At 32.0% G+C, this 20,789-nt stretch carries 20 protein-coding genes; 9 read left to right on the plus strand and 11 right to left on the minus strand.

Translation table 11 applies throughout. The features are described 5' to 3' along the window. Positions 1-22: 22 nt before the first annotated feature. The 10 genes from IEW40_RS01855 to IEW40_RS01900 all read right to left on the minus strand — a co-directional run bounded on the left by IEW40_RS01855 (position 23) and on the right by IEW40_RS01900 (position 8,412). On the minus strand, positions 23-970 hold the full coding sequence (locus IEW40_RS01855) for an electron transfer flavoprotein subunit alpha/FixB family protein (RefSeq protein ID WP_188616374.1): 948 nt from the start codon (positions 968-970) through the stop codon (positions 23-25). Positions 971-1,055: 85 nt separating this feature from the next. Further along, the gene (locus IEW40_RS01860) at positions 1,056-1,802 is read right to left on the minus strand and encodes an electron transfer flavoprotein subunit beta/FixA family protein (protein ID WP_188616375.1); all 747 of its coding nucleotides are present in this window, start codon (positions 1,800-1,802) and stop codon (positions 1,056-1,058) included. Positions 1,803-2,095: 293 nt separating this feature from the next. Continuing rightward, entirely contained in the window at positions 2,096-3,475 is a 1,380-nt protein-coding gene (locus tag IEW40_RS01865; protein WP_188616376.1) for a dipeptidase, read from the minus strand. A gap of 74 nt (positions 3,476-3,549) precedes the next feature. Then, entirely contained in the window at positions 3,550-3,768 is a 219-nt protein-coding gene (locus IEW40_RS01870) for a hypothetical protein (protein WP_188616377.1), read from the minus strand. Between the two features lie 103 nt (positions 3,769-3,871). Beyond that, entirely contained in the window at positions 3,872-5,008 is a 1,137-nt protein-coding gene (locus IEW40_RS01875) for a THUMP-like domain-containing protein (protein WP_373283760.1), read from the minus strand. 12 nt (positions 5,009-5,020) lie between these two features. After that, complete coding sequence (locus IEW40_RS01880) at positions 5,021-5,461, minus strand: hypothetical protein (RefSeq protein ID WP_188616379.1); 441 nt, start codon at positions 5,459-5,461, stop codon at positions 5,021-5,023. Between the two features lie 141 nt (positions 5,462-5,602). Further along, complete coding sequence (locus IEW40_RS01885; RefSeq protein ID WP_188616380.1) at positions 5,603-6,760, minus strand: methylmalonyl-CoA mutase family protein; 1,158 nt, start codon at positions 6,758-6,760, stop codon at positions 5,603-5,605. 36 nt (positions 6,761-6,796) lie between these two features. After that, a complete protein-coding gene (locus tag IEW40_RS01890) occupies positions 6,797-7,156 on the minus strand; it encodes an FtsB family cell division protein (protein ID WP_188616381.1) in 360 nt (119 codons plus the stop codon). Continuing rightward, a complete protein-coding gene (gene udk / locus IEW40_RS01895) occupies positions 7,156-7,773 on the minus strand; it encodes a uridine kinase (protein ID WP_188616382.1) in 618 nt (205 codons plus the stop codon). Before udk ends, IEW40_RS01890 begins: the two co-directional genes overlap by 1 nt. 84 nt (positions 7,774-7,857) lie before the next feature. Then, positions 7,858-8,412, minus strand: a complete 555-nt coding sequence (locus IEW40_RS01900; protein WP_188616789.1) for a SanA/YdcF family protein — start codon at positions 8,410-8,412, stop codon at positions 7,858-7,860. 191 nt (positions 8,413-8,603) lie between these two features. On the opposite strand from IEW40_RS01900, the gene IEW40_RS01905 reads away from it, so the two are divergent. From IEW40_RS01905 to IEW40_RS01935, 7 genes are all read left to right on the plus strand, one after another. Next, positions 8,604-9,173: a TlpA family protein disulfide reductase gene (locus tag IEW40_RS01905; protein WP_188616383.1), complete on the plus strand. Its 570-nt coding sequence runs from the start codon at positions 8,604-8,606 to the stop codon at positions 9,171-9,173. A gap of 188 nt (positions 9,174-9,361) precedes the next feature. Continuing rightward, entirely contained in the window at positions 9,362-10,333 is a 972-nt protein-coding gene (locus IEW40_RS01910; RefSeq protein ID WP_188616384.1) for a FecCD family ABC transporter permease, read from the plus strand. Positions 10,334-10,335: 2 nt separating this feature from the next. Further along, entirely contained in the window at positions 10,336-11,259 is a 924-nt protein-coding gene (locus IEW40_RS01915; protein WP_188616385.1) for an ABC transporter ATP-binding protein, read from the plus strand. A gap of 163 nt (positions 11,260-11,422) precedes the next feature. Beyond that, positions 11,423-11,875 carry a MarR family winged helix-turn-helix transcriptional regulator gene (locus IEW40_RS01920; RefSeq protein ID WP_188616386.1) on the plus strand — a complete coding sequence of 151 codons (453 nt, stop codon included), beginning with the start codon at positions 11,423-11,425 and terminating at the stop codon, positions 11,873-11,875. Between the two features lie 14 nt (positions 11,876-11,889). Further along, the gene (locus tag IEW40_RS01925) at positions 11,890-14,283 is read left to right on the plus strand and encodes a 3-hydroxyacyl-CoA dehydrogenase/enoyl-CoA hydratase family protein (protein WP_188616387.1); all 2,394 of its coding nucleotides are present in this window, start codon (positions 11,890-11,892) and stop codon (positions 14,281-14,283) included. Positions 14,284-14,303: 20 nt separating this feature from the next. After that, positions 14,304-15,485 carry a thiolase family protein gene (locus IEW40_RS01930; RefSeq protein WP_188616388.1) on the plus strand — a complete coding sequence of 394 codons (1,182 nt, stop codon included), beginning with the start codon at positions 14,304-14,306 and terminating at the stop codon, positions 15,483-15,485. Between the two features lie 22 nt (positions 15,486-15,507). Then, positions 15,508-17,283 carry an acyl-CoA dehydrogenase FadE gene (locus IEW40_RS01935; RefSeq protein WP_188616389.1) on the plus strand — a complete coding sequence of 592 codons (1,776 nt, stop codon included), beginning with the start codon at positions 15,508-15,510 and terminating at the stop codon, positions 17,281-17,283. A gap of 59 nt (positions 17,284-17,342) precedes the next feature. Here IEW40_RS01935 and IEW40_RS01940 read toward each other — a convergent pair whose 3' ends face one another. Beyond that, positions 17,343-18,284 carry an AraC family transcriptional regulator gene (locus tag IEW40_RS01940; RefSeq protein ID WP_188616390.1) on the minus strand — a complete coding sequence of 314 codons (942 nt, stop codon included), beginning with the start codon at positions 18,282-18,284 and terminating at the stop codon, positions 17,343-17,345. 200 nt (positions 18,285-18,484) lie between these two features. On the opposite strand from IEW40_RS01940, the gene IEW40_RS01945 reads away from it, so the two are divergent. Beyond that, positions 18,485-19,990 carry an aldehyde dehydrogenase family protein gene (locus IEW40_RS01945; protein ID WP_188616391.1) on the plus strand — a complete coding sequence of 502 codons (1,506 nt, stop codon included), beginning with the start codon at positions 18,485-18,487 and terminating at the stop codon, positions 19,988-19,990. Between the two features lie 77 nt (positions 19,991-20,067). After that, positions 20,068-20,442, plus strand: a complete 375-nt coding sequence (locus tag IEW40_RS01950; RefSeq protein WP_188616392.1) for a DUF779 domain-containing protein — start codon at positions 20,068-20,070, stop codon at positions 20,440-20,442. The last annotated feature ends 347 nt before the right edge of the window (positions 20,443-20,789 follow it).

The following is a 20,789-nucleotide window of genomic DNA, read 5'->3' on the forward strand; positions in this document are numbered from 1 at the left end:
TTTAATTATTTAAAACATTTTGCTAATGTCCTTTTAATGCTTTAATCTTTTCCGTTAATGCAGGAATAATTTGGAAAGCATCTCCTACTACTCCATAATCTGCTGATTTAAAGAAAGGCGCTTCTGCATCATTATTAATTACAACAATGGTTTTAGAAGAATTAACACCAGCTAAATGTTGAATAGCACCAGAAATTCCCACTGCTACATACAAATTAGGAGCTATAGCCTTACCAGTTTGTCCTACGTGTTCGCTGTGAGGTCTCCATCCAATATCAGAAACTGGTTTAGAACAAGCTGTAGCTGCACCTAAAGTATTGGCCAAATCTTCTACCATTCCCCAGTTTTCTGGCCCTTTCATTCCTCTACCAGCAGAAACTACAATTTCGGCTTCTTTTAAATCTAATTTTCCTGAAGTTTTTTCCTGGCTTACCACTGTAATTCCATCAGCAGAAAAAGAAACCTCTTTCGTTTCTTCAGTTCCTGAAATTTGATTTTCTTTAACTCCGAAAGAGTTTTGAGAAACAGTAATAATCACTTGATTTCCTGCCGCTTCAGCTAACATAAAAGCTTTACCAGAGAATGCTTTTCTCTTTACTTGAAATGGAGAAACACTTTCTGGAGATGCTACTGCATTGGTGATTAATGCAGCATTTTTAGTCACTGCAAGCATTGGTGCAATAGAGCTTGCTTCAGTAGAATGTGGTAAAACAACCACACCATCTACCACCGAAGAAAGTGCTTCTGCATAAGCTTTTGCATTAAAGTTTTTTAGCGCTTCACTTTTAAGAGAAATCACTTTAGAAGCTCCATATTTATATAAATTCTCTGCACTATCTGCAGGATTGATGCTTACAGCTACTACATCTGTTCCAGATTGATCTGCAACTGCTTTGGCATAAGAAACCGCTTCGAAAGCAGCTTTCTTATAACTACCGTTTATATTTTCTGTATATACAAAAATTGACATAATTTATAAAGATTTGAGATTTGAGATTTAAGATTTGAGATTTTTAAAAATTCAAATTTCAAATTTCAAACAGATTAATAATTTGTTAAATAACTTTTGCTTCTTCGTGAAGTAATCTTACCAATTCATCTAGATTATCCGCAGAAACCAATTTTACTTGTGCTCTTGCAGGTACACTATCAAAAGAAACTGCTTTTACTTTTACGTCTGTTTCAGAAGGTTCTTTCACGGTAAGAGTTTTTGTTCTGGCTGTCATAATACCTCTCATATTAGGAATAATGAGGTCTTTTTCTTCAACCAAACCTTTTTGTCCGGCAATTACAGCAGGAAGTTTCACTGAAACCGTCTCTTTGCCACCTTCTATTTCTCTAACTACAGTAGCTTCAGAACCGTTGACTTCTAGTCCTACAGAAGCGTTTATAAAAGGCTGATTAAGTAGTTGAGCTAACATTGCAGGAACAGCACCGCCATTGTAATCTAATGATTCTTTTCCGCAAAGAATTAAATCATAACCACCTTCTTGAGCTACTTTTGCAATTTCTTTCGCAACGGTTAAGCTATCTTTTGGTTCTGTATTAATTCTTACAGCGTCATTTGCACCAATTGCCAATGCTTTTCTCATTACAGCTTCTGCACCTGCATCTCCAACCGTAACGATGGTAACTGAAGCACCTTGTGATTCTTGTAATTTTACAGCTTTTGTAAGCGCAAATTCATCTAAAGGATTAATTACCCATTGAATTCCGGTTTTGTCAAAAGCAGATTTATCTGCGGTAAAGTTAATTTTAGAAGTAGTATCTGGTACACTACTAATACAAACTAATATTTTCATATGATTGAGATTTTTTATCTGTTGGTTGCTAATATAAATAAAAAAGTACTATGCATGCATAATATTAAAAAAATATTGTTATTTAATGCATAAATATACAAATAAAGTCCATAAATAAAGGCTTTTTCAATCTATACATGACAAATATTAGGTTTTTCGGAGTGGATTAATCTGATATTTTGATTGATATTTTTCACGAAAAATTTTAGTTAAAAATGATTTTCAAAAAAATAGACTAAAAAAACAAAAGCCCTAATAAAAATTAGAGCTTTTGAAATTGATATTTTTGATGTTTACTTTACATAAAATTCAAAGAAATATGGGATGCTTTCTATGCCTTTGTAGAAATTGAATAATCCGTAGTGTTCATTTGGCGAATGTATCGCATCAGAATCTAGTCCGAATCCCATTAAAACTGATTTTGCTCCTAGTATTTTTTCAAACAAAGAAGTAATTGGGATACTTCCGCCACTTCTGTACGGTAAAACTTCTTTTCCGAATGCTTTTTCCATAGCTTTTTTAGCTGCCAAAAATTCTTTGGTATTGCTTGGTAAAACGTAAGGCATTCCACCGTGATGTGGTTTTACATTTACTTTAACTGAAGCTGGAGCAATTTTTTCAAAATATTTTGTGAATTTTTCTGTGATTTCTTCATCTGTTTGATAAGGAACCAATCTCATCGAAATTTTAGCAAAAGCTTTACTCGGAATTACCGTTTTAGCACCTTCGCCAATGTAGCCTCCCCAAATTCCGTTACAATCCAAAGTCGGCCTTATCGAAGTTCTTTCTAGAGTTGTGTAGCCAGTTTCGCCTTCTACTCCACTTAAACCGATAGATTTTTTGAATTCTTCTGGATTGTCTTTCAGTTTATTCATTTCTACTCTGTCTTCCGCAGAAACTATTTCTACATTATCATAGAATCCTTCAATCGTAATTTTTCCATCTTCATCGTGAAGCTTAGCAATCATTTCTGCCAAAACATTGATAGGATTAGGGACAGCACCACCATACAAACCAGAATGCAAATCTCTATTTGGGCCTTCTACTTCTACTTCCACATAACTCAAACCCCGAAGACCTGTAGTAACCGTAGGTTGTTCATTAGAATATATGTGGGTATCAGAAATTAATATAACATCACAAGCTAATTTTTCTTTATTTTCTTCTAAAAATCCTGCCAAACTTACAGAGCCTACTTCTTCTTCACCTTCTATAATAAATTTTATATTACAAGGTAGAGAATTGGTCTTCATCATTGCTTCGAATGCTTTTACATGCATGAAGAATTGTCCTTTATCATCAGCACTGCCTCTTGCAAAAATTGCTCCTTCTGGATGAAGTGCTGTAGTTTTCACTACTGGTTCGAAAGGGCCACTTTCCCACAATTCTAAAGGGTCGGCTGGTTGCACATCGTAATGACCATAAACTAAAACCGTTGGCAAATTTTTGTCAATTAATTTTTCACCAAAAACCACAGGATAACCTTTGGTTTCACAGATTTCTACATTATCTGCTCCAGCATTTTTCAAATGTTTGGCTACGGCTTCTGCGCAATTTAATACCTCATTTTTGTAAGCCGGATCGGCAGAAATAGAAGCTATTCTTAGTAAATCTTTTAATTCTTCTAAAAATCTTTCTTTGTTTTCTTGAATGTAATTTTGAGTATCAGACATTGTCTTTAATTTTTAGTAAATATAAAAAATGTCTCGCAATTGCAAGACATTCATATTATTTGGTTGATTTTTTATTATTGATGAGCTGTACTGTCTTTTTTAACTTCTACTGGTGCAGCAGTTTTTAAAGAAGCAGAATCAGTTTTTTCTTTATAAGTTGGAGCTTCTGCATTTACATCATCATATCTTACCACATCTTCTGTTTGTTTTACAACACCTTTGTTACCACCTTCTGGCAGACCGCAAGAAACTAATACTGAAACTGTAGCGATAGCAAAAACTAATTTTTTCATATCTAATTTTTTTCGTTTTTAAATTTTTTCAAAAATAGGAAATATTACAAATTACAACAAAGTTTTTTGAGGTTTTTTCTCAAAATATCTCACTTCTAATTATTTATAACAATTTAGCTTTTAAAATGTGCTTGTTTTGGATAGATTGTGAGAAAATAAGATAGTATTGGCCACCATCTTTTATTTTATATTTTTTCTTGATTTCTTCAGGTTTTAAAGGGTAATTCTTGGTAATAATATTAAATTTTTCACCCTTTTTTATTTCTTTAGGATTAATTTCTTCTGCCTCAAAAATCCTTCCAGGGAAATTTTCTATCAATTTTTCTGAAGTATAGATATGAGTATTTTGATGTAATTTTTTTAAACTAAATTTCTCTGAAACCAAATTAAAAGCACCAGATTTCAGTACCGAATTATTTGGAATAAAAATATATTTCTCTGGAACTGAAAATTCTGATTTACAATTCTTTTCAGTATTTAATGTAAAGTTAAATTGAGATTCAGAAGTTTGAAGATTCACACAAGAAATCTCAGTTTGTTCATTTGTTTTTTTGATATGAATTAAAACTTCTTTCACTTCATTTTTCACAGCAATAATCCAAATTTTAGAAATATTTTCGAGTGAAGAAACCAAATGTTGTAAATCAATCAACGGAGACAGTTTTATTAAAATTTCATCAGAAATTTCACTCAATTTTTTTTGAATTTCAATAATATTTGGTGATAAATCTTCCAAAAGAAAAACTTTTCTATTATTGTTGTCTCTTCTTGCAGGATCTAGGTATATTAAATCAAATTTTTCTGAATTAATTTCTAAAAATTTTTCTAGTTTTTGATTGATGAAATTCGCTTTTCTACCAAGAACTTCCCAATTGTGTTTTACCACTTCCAAAAGTTCTGTATTCTGCTCTATCAGAGTTATTTCTTCAAAATTTTGACTTAAAAAATAAGCATCAATTCCGAAACCACAAGTTAAATCGAGAAACTTTTTGCCTTTGAAAAACTGTGCTTTAAATTCTGCAGTATCTTGTGATGAAGATTGTTCTAAATTAAGATTTGGAGGAAAAATTACATTATCTTGGTTCAGAAAAGGAAACTTTTTCTCTGCTACTTTTCTGCCTTTAATTTGCTGAACCAATTCTTGCATAGAAACCTCTGGAAAAGGAGATTTTTTCAATAACAAAGAATGCAAATCAGTGTTTAGATTTGCATTGATGTATTGTTGTATTTTATTTCCCACAGATTTCACGGATTATTGTTTGATTTTTATAATTAATGCTTTGCTGTTATTGCAAGAAGTAGGAACTGCAACGACTTTTATAAAATTCAATGAATCAATTGCACTTTTTTCAATTAAAACTTTGTCAAAATCATCTTTCATAAAGGGTAATCCAAACATTACTGCAACATTCAAATCTTTATCATTTATAGAATCTGTAATTGATTTCAAGTATACAAAATCTGGATTTTGAATAGTTTTAATAACTACTAATTTATTTCTCTTATCAATTTTAATGTCGTAAATATTTTTTTTATCAAGAATCGTATTTGATAAACTATAATCTTTAGAGTCTATTTTTAATTTGAAACCTTTCTTTTCTAATTTTGAAAATTTATAATAATCATAATTTCTTATTCCACAAGAAACAAGGATTAATAAAAAAATTATTGATAAAGTTTTTAAAATTTTCATTGTTTAGATTCCTACGGAATGACAAACTTAATGGTTAATTTTTTGAATAAGAAATTAATCAAAAATATTTCAATCAAAAACACAAAACGTCTTAATTATAACCAAGTAAAACTTCCGACTTCCGTCTTCTGACTTCCGACTTTACTCAAACATTTCGGCCAATCTCACCGCTTTTATTTCTTTGGAATTGTATAGTTGTTCTACAGATTTTGTTTTTTCTAATTTCGGATAAAGATTTACTCCGATTAGTTTTATTTTGCCTTCTTCTACCCAATTTTGTTCTGCAATCGCTTGATTGTAAATCATTTCTGCGATTTTTCCAGATTTGAAATTTTCTACAAAACCGCCAGAATTTTCGAGTTCTAAAAATAATTTCCAAGCGTTTTGTGCAAATTGCTGAGTAATCTCTTCTACGTAATAACTTCCGTTGGCTGCGTCTTCAAAAACATTAATAATACTTTCGTAAGCCAAAACAACTTGCTGTTTAAAAGAAATTTCTTCTGAAAGTTCGGTAGAGTTTTGAACTTTGAAATCATTCGCAAAAACTGCGTCAGAACCAGCAATCATAGCAGCTGCAATTTCTAAAGTAGAACGAATAAGATTGTTTTCTTCATCATTTTTAGCTTTATTTCTCAAAGAAGTTTCTGTGAAAATATAAGGAATTAAATCTAAATTAAATTCTTTTGAAAGTTGATTAAAAAGGAGTTTAAAGGCTCTGATTTTTCCTATTTCAAAGAAATAATTAGCTCCCACTGCAAATTTAAAAACCAATTTATCTAAAATTTCAGCTCCAAAAACTTCTGCTAAATCTTTCGCTTTTCCTAGTGCAAAAGCTAATTGCTGAGTGATAGAAGCGCCTGCATTTTGATATAAACTTGCATCAACACAGATGTTTCTTTTAAAGTTTTTAGACAGTAATTCTTCTACTAATTGTTTGTTGATTTCATTGTTTTCGAAAACATCAATCAAAGAAAAATATTTGTTTTCAGAAGATAATCTAATATGTTCTGCTAAATCTTTATTGGCTATAAAAAGTGATTTTTCTGTTAGATTTTCCACATTATTATGGAGCAAAAAAGCATAAGCATCATCTTCTAATCCTTCTTGATACTTAGCAACTAAATGCATAGATTCTTCTACTCTTGGTAGATTTTTTATATTTTCGGACGATTTATCATAATAAGGTTTTACAGTAATTCCTTCTAAATTTTCTTTAGAAAGAATGGCGTAAATATCATCAGTTTTCAACTGTTTTTTTACTAAATTTTCCCAATCTTGAAGGGTTACAGAAGTGAACATTTTACAATCTTATTTTATGATTTAGTGTGCTTGTAATTACTTTTCTAAAGGTTTTTTGATTGCTGAACTATCTACCACAACGATGAAGATTTCTTCATTTTTCTTTTTCATAAAATAATTTTCTCTAGCAAATTTTTCTCTCTCAGACTTATTGTTCATTAGTTTTTTGTAGAACGCGTCATTTTTCTGATATTCAGACTTATAGTATGCTAATTCTTCTTCGTAATTGGCAATATCCTTGTTCAGTTCTTTTACAACCAACCAAGACGTTTGATCAAAGAAAATCATCCAGATTAAAAATAAAAAAACGGTAATGAAATATTTATTCAAAAAATATTTTTGAATCAATTTCAAAGTTGGACTTTTCTTTTTTATTTCTTTAATCAAATCTTCCATTATAAAGATTTTTTAAGCGAATTGTTAATAACTGTGGACAAAAAATCAATGGCTACAGAATTTTTTCTCATGTTTGGTACTATAAGGTCTGCTTCGTTTTTAGAAGGCTCTATAAATTCTTGATGCATTGGCTTCAGAGTAGTCTGATAACGGTGAAGAACCTCGTGCAAATCTCTGCCACGTTCTTGGGTGTCTCTTCTAATACGTCTAATTAATCTTTCGTCAGAATCTGCATGTACAAAAACCTTTAAATCAAATTCTTTTAAAAGTTCTTGATTAGTAAGTACCAAAATACCTTCTACAATTAAAACATTTTTAGGTTCTACTGTTACATAATCACCTGTTCTAGAGTGTGTTACGAATGAGTATAATGGTTGTTCTATGCTTTCTCCTTTTTTTAGAGTTTTTACATGTTTTGTTAACAACTCAAAATCAATCGATTTTGGGTGGTCATAGTTGAGAGCTTCTCTCTCCTGAAGCGAAAGATGATGATTATCGTGATAATAATTATCTTGTGAGAGTACATTTACACCTTCTGCGTTTAATTGCTGAAGAATGTTATTTACAACGGTGGTTTTCCCAGAACCAGTACCACCTGCAATACCTATTACTAGCATCAAATTTTATTTTTTACAAATTTATAGAATTTCTTCTATTAGCACTTTGTCTTTTGTAAATTTAAATAATTTTTTTGAATTTGATTAATCATTAGAAATTTCGAAAATATAGTAAATTACAGCTTGCACTCTTGCGAGAAATTCTCTAGAATGATTTCTGTAATAACTTTCGTTTTTGGTAACATCATGAGCATCAAAACCTAAGGCATTCATCCCAATATTTCTAGCAAAAAAAAGCGCACGCAAATTGTGAAAACCTTGGGAAACAATAATTACATTTTTTTGTTTAAATTCATTTTTGCATCTCAAAATGCTTTCTCTGGTATTGAAACCTTTGGTGTCTTTTATGATAATATCTTCAGGAATTCCGCCTTGGTAAACTAAAAACTTTTTCATGGCTTCCGTTTCGTCATATCCTTTGCTTTTTTCACCACTTACAATAATTTTTTTAATTTTTCCGTGGTGGTACAATAGTGCTGTGGCATCCATTCTATAGGTAAAATAAGGATTGGCTACGCCTGATTTCATTTTAGGAGAAGTTCCAAGAACTAATGCAACTTCTCTCGGTGGAATTTTAGAAATTCTAGAGTATGTTTTGCCTTCGGTTACGGAATATACCCAAAAATTAGCCAATATCATCAATAATATTGCCAGTTCACCGAACTTCAAAGTTATTTTAAATATGTTAAAAACTTTACCCAATGTAATAATTTACGTTAAATGTAACATTTATATCAATTAAAAGAAATGAAATTCTATATTTTTGCATTTATACATAAAATTATCATTCTCCTAAAGAATACTTAAACAAAAATAAACATTTCAAATTTATGAAAAAACTAATCTTTTCCACATTTATAATTGCGGTATTATTTTCTTGTAAAAAAAATGAAAATGCAGATCAACTAGAAAATCAAACAAATACTGAAAATATTGATAGTACTTCGCAAGCAATGACAATAGAGTCTGATGTAGCATCTATGAAAGTGGTCAATCAAGAAGAATTATCAAATTTAATTTCTAATAAAAAGAATGACACAATATATGTGACTAATTTCTTTGCCACTTGGTGCCCTCCTTGTATGAGAGAAATTCCTGATTTTGTAGATAAAATGAAAGAATTAAAAGGAAAGCCAGTGAAGTTTACCTTCGTAAGTGTTGATGCAAGAGATGACTGGAGTTCTAAAGTGAGTGATTTTGCTGATGAATACGGACTTAAAGAAAACATTGTTCTATTTGATGCTTCTACCATCTCACCAGATTATTTTACCAAAATTACCAAAACTTGGGACGGCGGTTCTATACCTTTTACCGTTATTAAAAAAGGAGACAAAGAAATAGAAAACGTAGGAATGATGAGTAAAGAAGATTTAGACGCTAAACTAAATTCTTTTAAATAATTTTTTACCACAAAAGAGACAAAATATTTTCTTTATCTATAAGCTTTTCAAAAGTAAAAAAAGCGAAATAAATTACTTTTTTTTCTTTTATAATACTTGTTTTTAGGTATTTTTTTTGTCGCTTTTGTGGTTAATTTTTTTTCATCGATTTTTTTAAATTAAATTTGTGAAGTTTTTAAACAAAATCTGTGGAAAGCAAAAACTTCAAAGCTATTCTTATCATTCTCTCCATTTTGGTAATCATTTCGGTTGTCATTAATCTCAATATAGGATTTATAAAACTTAGTTTTGAAGATTTTTTTTATCAAAATTCTGAAAATTCTCAGATTGCTTCTCTTCGTATTAATCGGTTTTTAGCGATGCTATTGGCGGGAATCTCTATCCCGACTTCTGGTTTTTTGTTACAAGAATATTTTCAAAATCCTTTAGCTGGGCCGTCTGTTTTAGGGATTACTTCTGTTGCAAGTTTAAGCGTAGCTTTTTACATTTTTTTCTCTCAAGATCTTACTCTACCTGAATTTTTACAAAATGGTTTCATCAGTATTTCCGCAATTCTCGGAAGTGTATTAATGATGAGTGTTTTGCTCATATTTTCTAGAAAATTTCAAGATAAATCTTACCTCATAATTTTCGGATTTTTGGTTTCTGCTTTGGCAGGAGCTGTAGTTTCTATTTTACAATTATACGCTGAAAATCAAAGTCTTAAAAATTACATTTTGTGGAGTTTTGGCGCTAATAATCAGGTCACTAGTAATCAGTTGTTAGTTTTGTTCATCATCATTTTCATTGGATTATTTTTAAGCTTTAAAAGCATAAAACCTTTAATTGGGAACAGTTTAGGAAATCAGTATGCAAAAAGTTTGGGGGTGAATTTAGAGCAATTGAAGTATTTTGTAATTATTGCTTCTTCCCTACTTTCTGCTTCAGTTACTGCGTTTTTGGGCCCAATTTTATTTATAGGAATTGTAGTTCCGCATTTCAGTAGAATGATTTATTCACCTGCTAAACTATGGCAACAATGGATTTTGAATATGATTTTAGGAGTTTTTATTATGGAATTTTTTTCAATTATTTCAGAAGTTTCGCAATTCCCGATTAATGTGATTACGAGTTTATTTGGAGTACCTGTAATTTTGATGATGATTTTGAAGAGAAAATAAATATGTTTTTAGAAATAAAAAATACAACAATCGGTTACCAGAAACCTCTTATTTCAGAGGTTAAAGCTTCATTGGATTTTGGTGATGTTTGTTTGTTGATTGGTAATAATGGGGTTGGTAAAACTACTTTAATTAAATCTATTCTTCATCAAATTTCACTTTTACAAGGCGATATTTTAATCAATAAAAAAAATATAAAAAAACTTTCCGACAAAGAAATTGCCGAACAAATTGCGGTAGTTTTCTCAAAGGCACAAATTCCTGCCAATTATACTACTGAAGATTTAATTTCACTCGGGAAATTCATTCATCTTCCTTTTTATTACAAGCTTGAAAAAGATGATTTGGAAGATGTTAACAATATTATTTCTCAATTAAAACTAGAAGAATACAGAAATATTCCGCTTCAAAAATTATCAGACGGAAACCTCCAAAAAGCTTTTATTGGGCGAGCTTTAGCGCAAAATTCTCCAATAATAATTCTTGATGAACCTACCACTCATCTCGATGAAGACAATAAAATCAATATTTTAAAATTACTCAGAGATTTGGCTAAAAACCACAACAAAATTATTCTTTTTTCTTCGCACGATTGGCGATTAGCCAAAGAATTTGCGGATAAAATTTGGTATATTAATGACCAAAAATTACAACAAGGTCTAGCTGAAGATATTCTTTTACAAAATGATTTGCTCACTAATCCTCGACTTTTTAGTATAAATGATGCATTTATTTCCCCAACAATTGAAGCTCCATTTCTAGAAAAAGAAATGCTCTATTCTGCGCTTCAAAAAAACTTTAAAAAAGACTTATCTAGTATTAAAATCAATTTTCGCGACACATTTTGGGAGATAAATTATCAAAATAACAGCAATCAATGTCAAAGTATCGATGATTTACTAAATTCTATCAGAAATTACTTATAATCAATGGTTTTCATTGATAATTCTTTATTTCAATTTTTCCATTACTATTCTCTACATAGTAATTAAATTATTCATTTTCAATAACTTAACTTTTTAGACTTAAAAGTATTATGCACGCATAGTATTTTTTTTATATTTGCTATGCACGCATAACATTTTTAAAATGGAAACTAAAAGTAAAGGAAAAGTAGAGAGTGTAGATTTATTATTGAAATCTGTTTGGTTGGCTGTTTCTAAGATGTACACCGAACAAGCTTCATTACATAATTCTACTGCAGTACAAGCATTAACATTATTAAAAATTGACCCCAAAGAAGGGACTAGAAGTACCAATCTAGGTCCTAAAATGGCAATAGAACCTACTTCATTGACCAGAATTATAAAACTATTAGAAGACAATGGCTATATCTACAAAGAAAAAACTACAACAGACAAAAGAGAAGTTATCATAAAACTAACTGATAAAGGATTGAAATCCAGAAATCTATCAAAAGAAGTTGTTGTGAATTTTAACCAAAAAGTTGTAGAAAGAATAGCTCCAGAAAAATTTGTTGTTTTCAAAGAAGTAATGAGCGATATTTTGAAAATAGCTAATGAAATGAATTTAAAAAGATAAAACAATATATAAAAATGAAAAGACGAATAAAACACGTTACCGTTCTTGGTTCAGGAATCATGGGAAGCGGAATTGCAGCGCATTTTGCCAACATTGGCGTTGAAGTTCTCCTTCTTGATATCATTCCGTTTGAATTGACGGAAGCTGAACAGAAAAGAGGTCTTACCAAAGAAGACAAAGCAGTACGAAACAGAATCGCTACCGAAAGTTTGGCGAAGTTGGTAAAAGCCAGCCCTGCTCTTTTGTACAAAAAAGAATTTGCCGACAGAATTTCAGTAGGAAATTTTGATGACGATTTACCAAAAATCAAAAATACAGATTGGATTATAGAAGTTGTAGTAGAAAGATTAGACATCAAAAAATCGGTTTACGAAAAAATCGAACAATTCCGCAAACCTGGAACTTTGGTATCTTCTAATACTTCTGGTATTCCTATTAATATGTTGGTAGAAGGTAGAAGTGATGATTTTAAACATTATTTCGCGGGAACTCATTTCTTTAATCCAGTAAGATATTTACCACTTTTAGAAATTATTCCTACCAAAGATACAGATGCCGAAATCGTAAAATTCTATATGGAATATGGCGCTAAATTCTTAGGTAAAACTACCGTTTTAGCAAAAGATACTCCAGCTTTTATTGCCAATAGAATTGGGGTTTTCTCAATGATGAATTTACTTCACAACGTGAAATCTATCGGTTTGAATGTTACGGAAGTAGATAAATTAACGGGTCCTGTAATTGGCCGTCCGAAATCTGCGACTTTCAGAACTGCTGATGTAGTTGGTTTAGATACTTTGGTTCACGTTGCGAACGGAGTTCACGCTTCTGGTGTGGAAGATGAGCAATTTAAAGGAACTTTTGTTTTGCCAGATTACATCAATTTTATGATGGAAAACAAATGGCTCGGTTCTAAAACGGACGGTGGTTTCTACAAAAAAGTGAAAACGGCCGATGGAAAATCTGAAATTCAAGGTTTGAATTTAGATTCTCTTCAATATGAATTACACGGTAAAGCAAATTTTGCAACGTTAGAACTCACGAAAAATATTGATAAACCAATTGATAGATTTAAAGTTTTAATTGGTGGAAAAGACAAAGCTGGTGAATTGTACAGAAAATCTTTAGGGGCACTTTTCGCTTATATTTCTCACAAAATTCCTGAAATTTCAGACGAACTGTACAAAGTAGATGATGCGATGAAAGCAGGTTTCGGTTGGGAAAACGGGCCCTTCGAAATTTGGGATGCAGTTGGAGTTCAAAAAGGAATAGAATTGGCTACAGAAGCTGGTTTCACGGTTTCAGATTGGGTGAAAGCTGTCGATTCTTTTTATAAAATAAATGATGAAGGACAAAGTATTTTCTTCGACAAAAACTCTGGAAATTACAATAATATTCCTGGTCAAGAAGCATTTATTATTCTTGATAATATCAGAAAAAATAAAACTTTGTGGAGCAATTCTGGTTCTGCAATTCAAGATTTAGGAGACGGAATTATCAATTTTGAAATTCGTTCCAAAATGAATTCTTTGGGTGGCGAAGTTCTTGACGGATTGAATCGCGCTATTGATTTAGCAGAAAAAGAATACGATGGTTTAGTAATTGGAAATCAAGGCGCTAATTTCTCTGTTGGAGCCAATTTAGCCATGATTTTGATGATGGCAATCGAGCAAGATTGGGATGACCTGAACATGGCAATTGCTTATTTCCAAAAATCGATGATGAGAGTTCGTTATTCTTCTGTGCCTGTGGTGGTAGCTCCACATGGTTTAACTCTTGGTGGCGGTTGTGAAATGACAATGCACGCTGATAAAGTAGTTGCTGCTGCTGAAACTTACATTGGTTTGGTAGAAACGGGAGTTGGTGTAATTCCTGGTGGTGGAGGAACGAAAGAATTTGCCTTAAGAACTTCTAAAGAATTTGCGGCTGATGATGTGAAAAACAACAGAATGCGTGATGCTTTCATGAATATTGCAATGGGAAAAGTGGCAACTTCTGCTTATGAAGCTTTCGATATGGGAATTTTAGAAAACCATAAAGATATTGTGGTGGTCAACAAAAACAGACAAATTGCTGAAGCTAAAAAAGTAGCGAAACTAATGGCAGAACAAGGTTATACGCAACCAATTCCTCAAAAAGTAAAAGTTCTTGGGCAAGGTGCATTAGGAATGTTCTATGTAGGAACAGATCAAATGGTAACAGGAAATTTCATTTCTGAACACGATAAAAAAATAGCAGATAAATTGGCTTATGTAATGGTTGGTGGTAATCTTTCTGAACCAACTGTTGTTACAGAACAATATCTATTGAATCTTGAAAGAGAAGTATTCTTACAATTATGTGGTGAAAGAAAAACACTTGAACGTATTCAGTTTATGTTACAAAAAGGGAAACCGTTGAGAAACTAATTTTTAAAAATTTAAGAAAAATGTCAAAAACAGCATATATAGTAGCAGGTTACAGAACAGCGGTGGGTAAAGCTCCGAAAGGGAGTTTAAGATTTACTAGACCCGATGTAATGGCTGCAAAAGTTATAGAAAAATTGATGGCAGATTTGCCTCAGCTAGATAAAGATAGAATCGACGATTTAATTGTAGGAAATGCAATGCCAGAAGCAGAACAAGGCTTAAACGTGGCTCGTCTCATTTCTTTGATGGGATTAAATACTGATAAAGTTCCTGGAGTTACTGTAAACAGATATTGTGCATCTGGAAGTGAAGCCATTGCTATTGCTTCGGCAAAAATTCAAGCAGGAATGGCAGATTGTATCATTGCAGGTGGTGCAGAATCGATGTCTTTCATTCCGATGGGAGGTTATAAGCCCGTTCCTGAAAGCCATTATGCAAAATCTAACCCAGATTATTATTGGGGAATGGGTTATACTGCAGAAGAAGTTGCTAAGCAATATAAAATTACAAGAGAAGAACAAGACCAATTTGCTTTTGAATCTCATCAAAAAGCTTTGAAAGCTTTAGCAGAAGGAAAATTTGCAAAAAGCATCGTTCCAGTTCCTGTAGAATATAATTTCTTGGACGAAAATCAAAAAGTTCAAACCAAAAAATTTGATTTTTCGGTTGATGAAGGCCCAAGAGCCGATACTTCTTTAGAAGGTTTAGCAAGATTGAAACCAGTTTTCGCAGCTGGAGGTTCTGTTACAGCAGGGAATTCTTCTCAAATGTCTGATGGTGCTGCTTTCGTAGTAGTAATGTCCGAAGAAATGGTAAAAGAGCTCAACCTTGAACCTATTGCAAGATTGGTTTCTTACGCAGCAGTTGGTTTAGAACCTAGAATTATGGGAGTTGGCCCAATTTACGCCATTCCAAAAGCATTAAAACAAGCAGGACTTACACTTCAAGATATTGGTTTAATTGAATTGAACGAAGCTTTTGCTTCTCAATCAGTTGCAATCAAAAAAGAATTAGGATTAAATCCTGAAATTCTGAATGTCAATGGTGGCGCAATTGCACTTGGTCATCCTCTTGGTTGTACAGGTACAAAATTAACGGTTCAACTTCTTGACGAAATGAAACTTCGTGGCGTAAAATACGGAATGGTTTCTATGTGTGTAGGAACCGGACAAGGCGCTGCTTCTGTAATTGAACTATTGTAAAATAAAAAAATTAATATATAAAATGAGCACATTAAAAGGAGGAGAATTCCTAATAAAAGAAATAGAAGCTAAGAATATCTTCACGATGGAAGATTTTTCTGAGGAACAAAAAATGCTTCGCGACTCTGCAAGAGAATTTATAGATAAAGTAGTTGTTCCTAACAAAGAACGTTTCGAGAAAAAAGACTACTCTTTCACCGAAGAATGTATGAAACAAATCGGTGAAATGGGATTCTTAGGAATCGCAGTTCCTGAAAATTACGGTGGTCTTGGTCTTGGTTTTGTTTCTACCATGATTTCTTGTGATTATCTATCTGGTGCAACTGGTTCATTAGCAACTGCTTATGGAGCGCATACAGGTATTGGTACGCTTCCTATCCTATTGTACGGAACTGAAGCTCAAAAACAAAAATATTTACCAGATTTAGCGGCGGGAACTAAATTCGGAGCGTATTGTCTTACTGAACCTGATGCTGGTTCTGATGCAAATTCAGGAAAAACTAAAGCCAAACTTTCTGAAGACGGAAAACACTACATTATTAACGGACAAAAAATGTGGATTTCTAACGCAGGTTTTGCAGATACTTTTACATTCTTCGCAAAAATTGACGATGATAAAAACATCACAGGTTTCGTAGTAAACAGAAGCGAGTTAGAAAATCCTGAAAGTTTAACTTTCGGTGAAGAAGAACACAAATTGGGAATTAGAGCTTCTTCTACTCGCCAAGTTTTCTTTAATGATATGAAAGTGCCTGTAGAATGTCTTCTTGGTGAAAGAAACAATGGTTTCAAAATCGCTTTAAATGCATTAAACGTTGGTAGAATTAAATTAGCAGCAGCTTGTCTTGATGCTCAAAGAAGAATTTTCAATCTTTCTGTAAATTATGCTAATGAAAGAAAACAATTCAACACTCCTATTGCAACTTTCGGTGCAATTAGAAAAAAATTAGCAGAAATGGCAACTGCAACTTTCGTTTCAGAAGCTGGTTCTTATAGAGCTGCGCAAGATATTCAAGATAAAATTGATACTTTGGTTGCTGGAGGAATGAATCACCAAGAAGCTGAACTAAAAGGTGTGGAAGAATTTGCGGTAGAATGTTCTATCCTAAAAGTTTTTGTTTCTGATACTGCTCAAAACGCTGCAGATGAAGGAATTCAAATTTTTGGAGGAATGGGATTCTCTGAAGATACCCCAATGGAAGCAGCTTGGAGAGATGCCAGAATTTCTAGAATTTATGAAGGGACTAACGAAATCAACCGACTTCTTTCTGTGGGAATGTTGATTAAGAGAGCTTTCAAAGGTGAAATTGATTTAATGTCTCCTGCAATGGCAGTTGGTAAAGAATTAATAGGAATTCCAAGTTTTGAAGTTCCTGACTATTCTGAATTTATGAGCGAAGAAAAAGCCATTATCGCTAATCTTAAAAAAGTGTTCTTAATGGTTTCTGGTGCTGCTCTTCAAAAATATATGATGGAGATTGAAAAACAACAGCACTTGTTAATCAACGCTTCTGAAATATTGAACCAAATTTATATGGCAGAATCTGCTATTTTAAGAGTTGAAAAACATTTCGGACCTGATTCTGTAGAAGCTGCAATGGCTCAATTAAACCTTTACAAAGCGGTAGAAGCTGTAATTACTTCTGCTAAAGAAGGAATAATCTCTTTCGCTGAAGGTGATGAACAACGCATGATGCTTTCTGGTTTAAGAAGATTTACAAAATATACCAACCAGCCAAACGTTATTGCGTTAACTGAGAAAATTGCGAAACATTTTGTAGAGAAAAATTCATACTAAAATTTGTTAATTCAATTATATTCAAAAAAACCGCTTCTATTTTTGGAAGCGGTTTTTGTTTAAGAGACAATTTTATATTCTGAAAATAAATTGCGTTGATAGTTTTTCGGAGTCATTCCTTCAAAGGTTTTGAAGGTTTTTATTAAATGATTGGTGTCAGAAAAACCTGTTGCAAAAGCTACTTCTTTGATGCTGTAATTTTCTTTCAGTAATTCTTTTGCTCTTTTAATTCTTTGAAGCAAAATATATTCATTAGGCGATGTTCCGAGCTCGTATTTAAAAAGTTTAAAGAAATTCGATTTACTTACGAAAGCCAATTTTGCCAAATGTTCAATACTTAATTTTTGGTGTAAATTATTTTTGATATAATCAATGATGAAAGCCAATCTATTGCTGGTTTTTAGTTTATGAAAATCGTTTTCGATGAGTTTTCCGGCTTGTGTTTGCATCAATCTCACCAATAATTCTTTCAATGCCAAATCTGCCATAATATCTTTATTCATATTATCTTCCATGGCAATTCTCATCAAATTGTTGGTAGCAGAAGCTAAAGGTAAACTATTAAATAAATAAAACTGTTCACTAGAAATTCTCCAAGAACTGTTTTCATCTACTTTCATGAATTTAGAATTGATGTAATTTAAAGAATCTTCCACAAAATCTGGACTGAAACTTAACGCAATGCATTGCGAAGGATTTTCATCTGCTTCAGGAAAATCTATTACCATCGTTTCTCCTTGAGAAACCAACACCGTTTCACCAGGAAAATAATCAAAATAATCTGTCTTATCTTCCAATTTCATGTGTTTTTTTCCTCTTAACATTGCCGTAAAAGTGAGGTCATTAAACTTTAGTTTAACATCTTCTGCCCTTTTATGGGTTTCAAACAGAGAAAATTCACAATTATTTAAGGTAAATGTAGTCTTATTTTCTATGATATTATTTAGTTGCTCTGGTGCCGTCAAATCAGGCATATAAAGCAAATTCTTGCCATTTTTCATCTTTAATTTTCGGGTAATTTTTTAATAAAATTGGTGTTGTGGCTAAATATATCATTTTTTTTCAATAAAAGAAGAATTATATTATCTTTTTGCTATATAAACTACATAAATATTATTATACTATCAATTTAGACGATTATACTATGACATTTGTCATATTCTGGATACTTTGGCTTCATAAAAATTTTAAAACTATTTATATGTCAACAATTATCAATCGTCCTGTTTTAAAAGAAAAATACGACAATTACATTAATGGAAAATGGACTGCTCCTTCTACAGGACAGTATTTCGAAGTGCTATCTCCTCTAGATGGAAAAGTAATGGCAAAAGCTGCTCATTCTGCAAAGCAAGATATAGAAATGGCAGTAGATGCTGCATCTGAAGCCTTCAAAACTTGGAGCGAAACATCTGCAACAGAACGCAGTATTATTTTAAATAAAATTGCTGATAGAATTGAGGCTAATTTACAACATTTAGCTGCTGTAGAAACCGTAGATAACGGAAAAGCAGTACGCGAAACGATGGCTGCAGATTTACCTTTAGCAATAGATCATTTCAGATATTTTGCAAGTGTAATAAGAGCTGAAGAAGGTTCTATTTCTGAATTAGACAAAGACACCGTTTCTGTAATTGTACACGAACCAATTGGAGTTATTGCACAAATTATTCCTTGGAATTTCCCTATTCTAATGGCTGTTTGGAAACTAGCTCCTGCTCTAGCTGCAGGAAATTGTGTAGTGCTAAAACCAGCAGAAAGCACCCCAATTTCTATTATGGTTTTAATGGAATTAATAGAAGATTTACTTCCTGCAGGTGTAATAAATATTGTTAATGGTTTTGGTGCAGAATTGGGTAGAACTTTGGTTACCAATCCTAAAGTAGCAAAAGCAGCTTTCACTGGTTCTACTGCAACTGGTAGAATGGTGATGCAATACGCTACAGAAAACATTATTCCTGTTACGTTAGAATTAGGCGGAAAATCACCAAATATCTTCTTCCCATCTGTAATGGATGCAGATGATGAGTTCTTTGACAAAGCAATAGAAGGTGCAGTTTTATTCGCGTTAAATCAAGGTGAAGTGTGTACTTGTCCGTCAAGATTATTGGTTCACGAATCTATTGCTGATAAATTTTTGGAAAGAGTAATAGAAAGAACAAAAGCTATAAAAACAGGTCATCCTCTAGATTCTACAGTAATGATGGGAGCTCAAGCTTCTCAGATTCAAAAAGACAAAATTCTTTCTTACATAAAATTAGGTAAAGAAGAAGGCGCAGAAGTTCTTTGTGGTGGAGATGTAAATCATCTTGGCGGAGATTTAGAAGGCGGTTATTACATTCAGCCAACTATTTTCAAAGGTCACAATAAGATGAGAATTTTCCAAGAAGAAATTTTTGGGCCAGTTTTAGCGGTTACTACTTTCAAAACTACCGAAGAAGCGATAGAAATTGCAAATGATACAATGTACGGACTTGGAGCTGGAGTTTGGACAAGAGATGCTCATGAATTATACAGAGTTCCTAGAGCGATAAAAGCTGGTAGAGTTTGGGTAAATCAATACCACGCTTATCCTGCTGGCGCACCTTTTGGCGGATACAAACAATCTGGAATTGGTAGAGAAAATCATAAAATGATGCTTGATCATTATAGACAAACCAAAAATATGTTGATTTCTTACAACAAAAATAAATTAGGCTTCTTTTAAGTAATTAATTTATTGATAAACAGAGGAATGTTGTTCATCAGCATTCCTTTTTTTATCTTTAATAAAATTTAAAAAATATGGTAAAAAGATTAGAAGTAACAGAAAAAGCTTTAGAAGTCATTAAAACCTTGAAAGAAAAACATGGCGATTTAATGTTTTACCAAGCTGGTGGTTGCTGCGAAGGAACTCAACCGCAATGTTTCGAAAAAGGCGGATTTTACCTTAGAACCAATGATGTAATGATAGGTTTAATAGACGGTTTTGAATTTTGGGTAGATAGAGATTTATTTGAATATTGGAAATTTTCGCATTTCACATTAGATGTAACTGATGGTTTTGGACCAGGTGGTTTTTCTCTAGAAACACCACTTGGAAAAACCTTTAAAATTGATTATAGACTTTTTACAGAAGATGAATTAAAAGATTTAGAACCTATAAAAAGAATGGAATAATATTATTGAAACGTTTCAAATATTTGAAGCGTTTTTTGTTTTTAGTGAAATATCATCAAAAATATTTCAATGCATTTTTCTGGATTTTTATTGAATTCTATTATTAACCTTACATTAACAGATTGTTAGTAATTTTAAAAATACATTAATAATAAAGGAAAAATTCACATTATTTTTTGTGAATAACTATTTGAAAACGAGTGTAGAAAAACAATCTCATTTAGTTGCAAAATTCATTTTTATCATATTATCTTTACATCAACAAACAAGTCAAGCTTTAAAGTTAAAATTGAAAGTTTTTTGTTGATAAACTAAAATTTGTAATTTTAATAATTTGTAAATCAATT

It is taken from the genome of Cloacibacterium rupense, assembly GCF_014645495.1.
In the GTDB taxonomy this organism is placed as follows: Bacteria; Bacteroidota; Bacteroidia; order Flavobacteriales; family Weeksellaceae; genus Cloacibacterium; species Cloacibacterium rupense.

Coding starts and splice junctions, on each gene's coding strand:
- IEW40_RS01855 (WP_188616374.1), bottom strand. CDS start 970: ATGTCAATTTTTGTATATACAGAAAATATAAACGGTAGTTATAAGAAA.
- IEW40_RS01860 (WP_188616375.1), bottom strand. CDS start 1,802: ATGAAAATATTAGTTTGTATTAGTAGTGTACCAGATACTACTTCTAAA.
- IEW40_RS01865 (WP_188616376.1), bottom strand. CDS start 3,475: ATGTCTGATACTCAAAATTACATTCAAGAAAACAAAGAAAGATTTTTA.
- IEW40_RS01870 (WP_188616377.1), bottom strand. CDS start 3,768: ATGAAAAAATTAGTTTTTGCTATCGCTACAGTTTCAGTATTAGTTTCT.
- IEW40_RS01880 (WP_188616379.1), bottom strand. CDS start 5,461: ATGAAAATTTTAAAAACTTTATCAATAATTTTTTTATTAATCCTTGTT.
- IEW40_RS01885 (WP_188616380.1), bottom strand. CDS start 6,760: ATGTTCACTTCTGTAACCCTTCAAGATTGGGAAAATTTAGTAAAAAAA.
- IEW40_RS01890 (WP_188616381.1), bottom strand. CDS start 7,156: ATGGAAGATTTGATTAAAGAAATAAAAAAGAAAAGTCCAACTTTGAAA.
- udk (WP_188616382.1), bottom strand. CDS start 7,773: ATGCTAGTAATAGGTATTGCAGGTGGTACTGGTTCTGGGAAAACCACC.
- IEW40_RS01900 (WP_188616789.1), bottom strand. CDS start 8,412: ATGATATTGGCTAATTTTTGGGTATATTCCGTAACCGAAGGCAAAACA.
- IEW40_RS01905 (WP_188616383.1), top strand. CDS start 8,604: ATGAAAAAACTAATCTTTTCCACATTTATAATTGCGGTATTATTTTCT.
- IEW40_RS01915 (WP_188616385.1), top strand. CDS start 10,336: ATGTTTTTAGAAATAAAAAATACAACAATCGGTTACCAGAAACCTCTT.
- IEW40_RS01920 (WP_188616386.1), top strand. CDS start 11,423: ATGGAAACTAAAAGTAAAGGAAAAGTAGAGAGTGTAGATTTATTATTG.
- IEW40_RS01925 (WP_188616387.1), top strand. CDS start 11,890: ATGAAAAGACGAATAAAACACGTTACCGTTCTTGGTTCAGGAATCATG.
- IEW40_RS01930 (WP_188616388.1), top strand. CDS start 14,304: ATGTCAAAAACAGCATATATAGTAGCAGGTTACAGAACAGCGGTGGGT.
- IEW40_RS01935 (WP_188616389.1), top strand. CDS start 15,508: ATGAGCACATTAAAAGGAGGAGAATTCCTAATAAAAGAAATAGAAGCT.
- IEW40_RS01940 (WP_188616390.1), bottom strand. CDS start 18,284: ATGAAAAATGGCAAGAATTTGCTTTATATGCCTGATTTGACGGCACCA.
- IEW40_RS01945 (WP_188616391.1), top strand. CDS start 18,485: ATGTCAACAATTATCAATCGTCCTGTTTTAAAAGAAAAATACGACAAT.
- IEW40_RS01950 (WP_188616392.1), top strand. CDS start 20,068: ATGGTAAAAAGATTAGAAGTAACAGAAAAAGCTTTAGAAGTCATTAAA.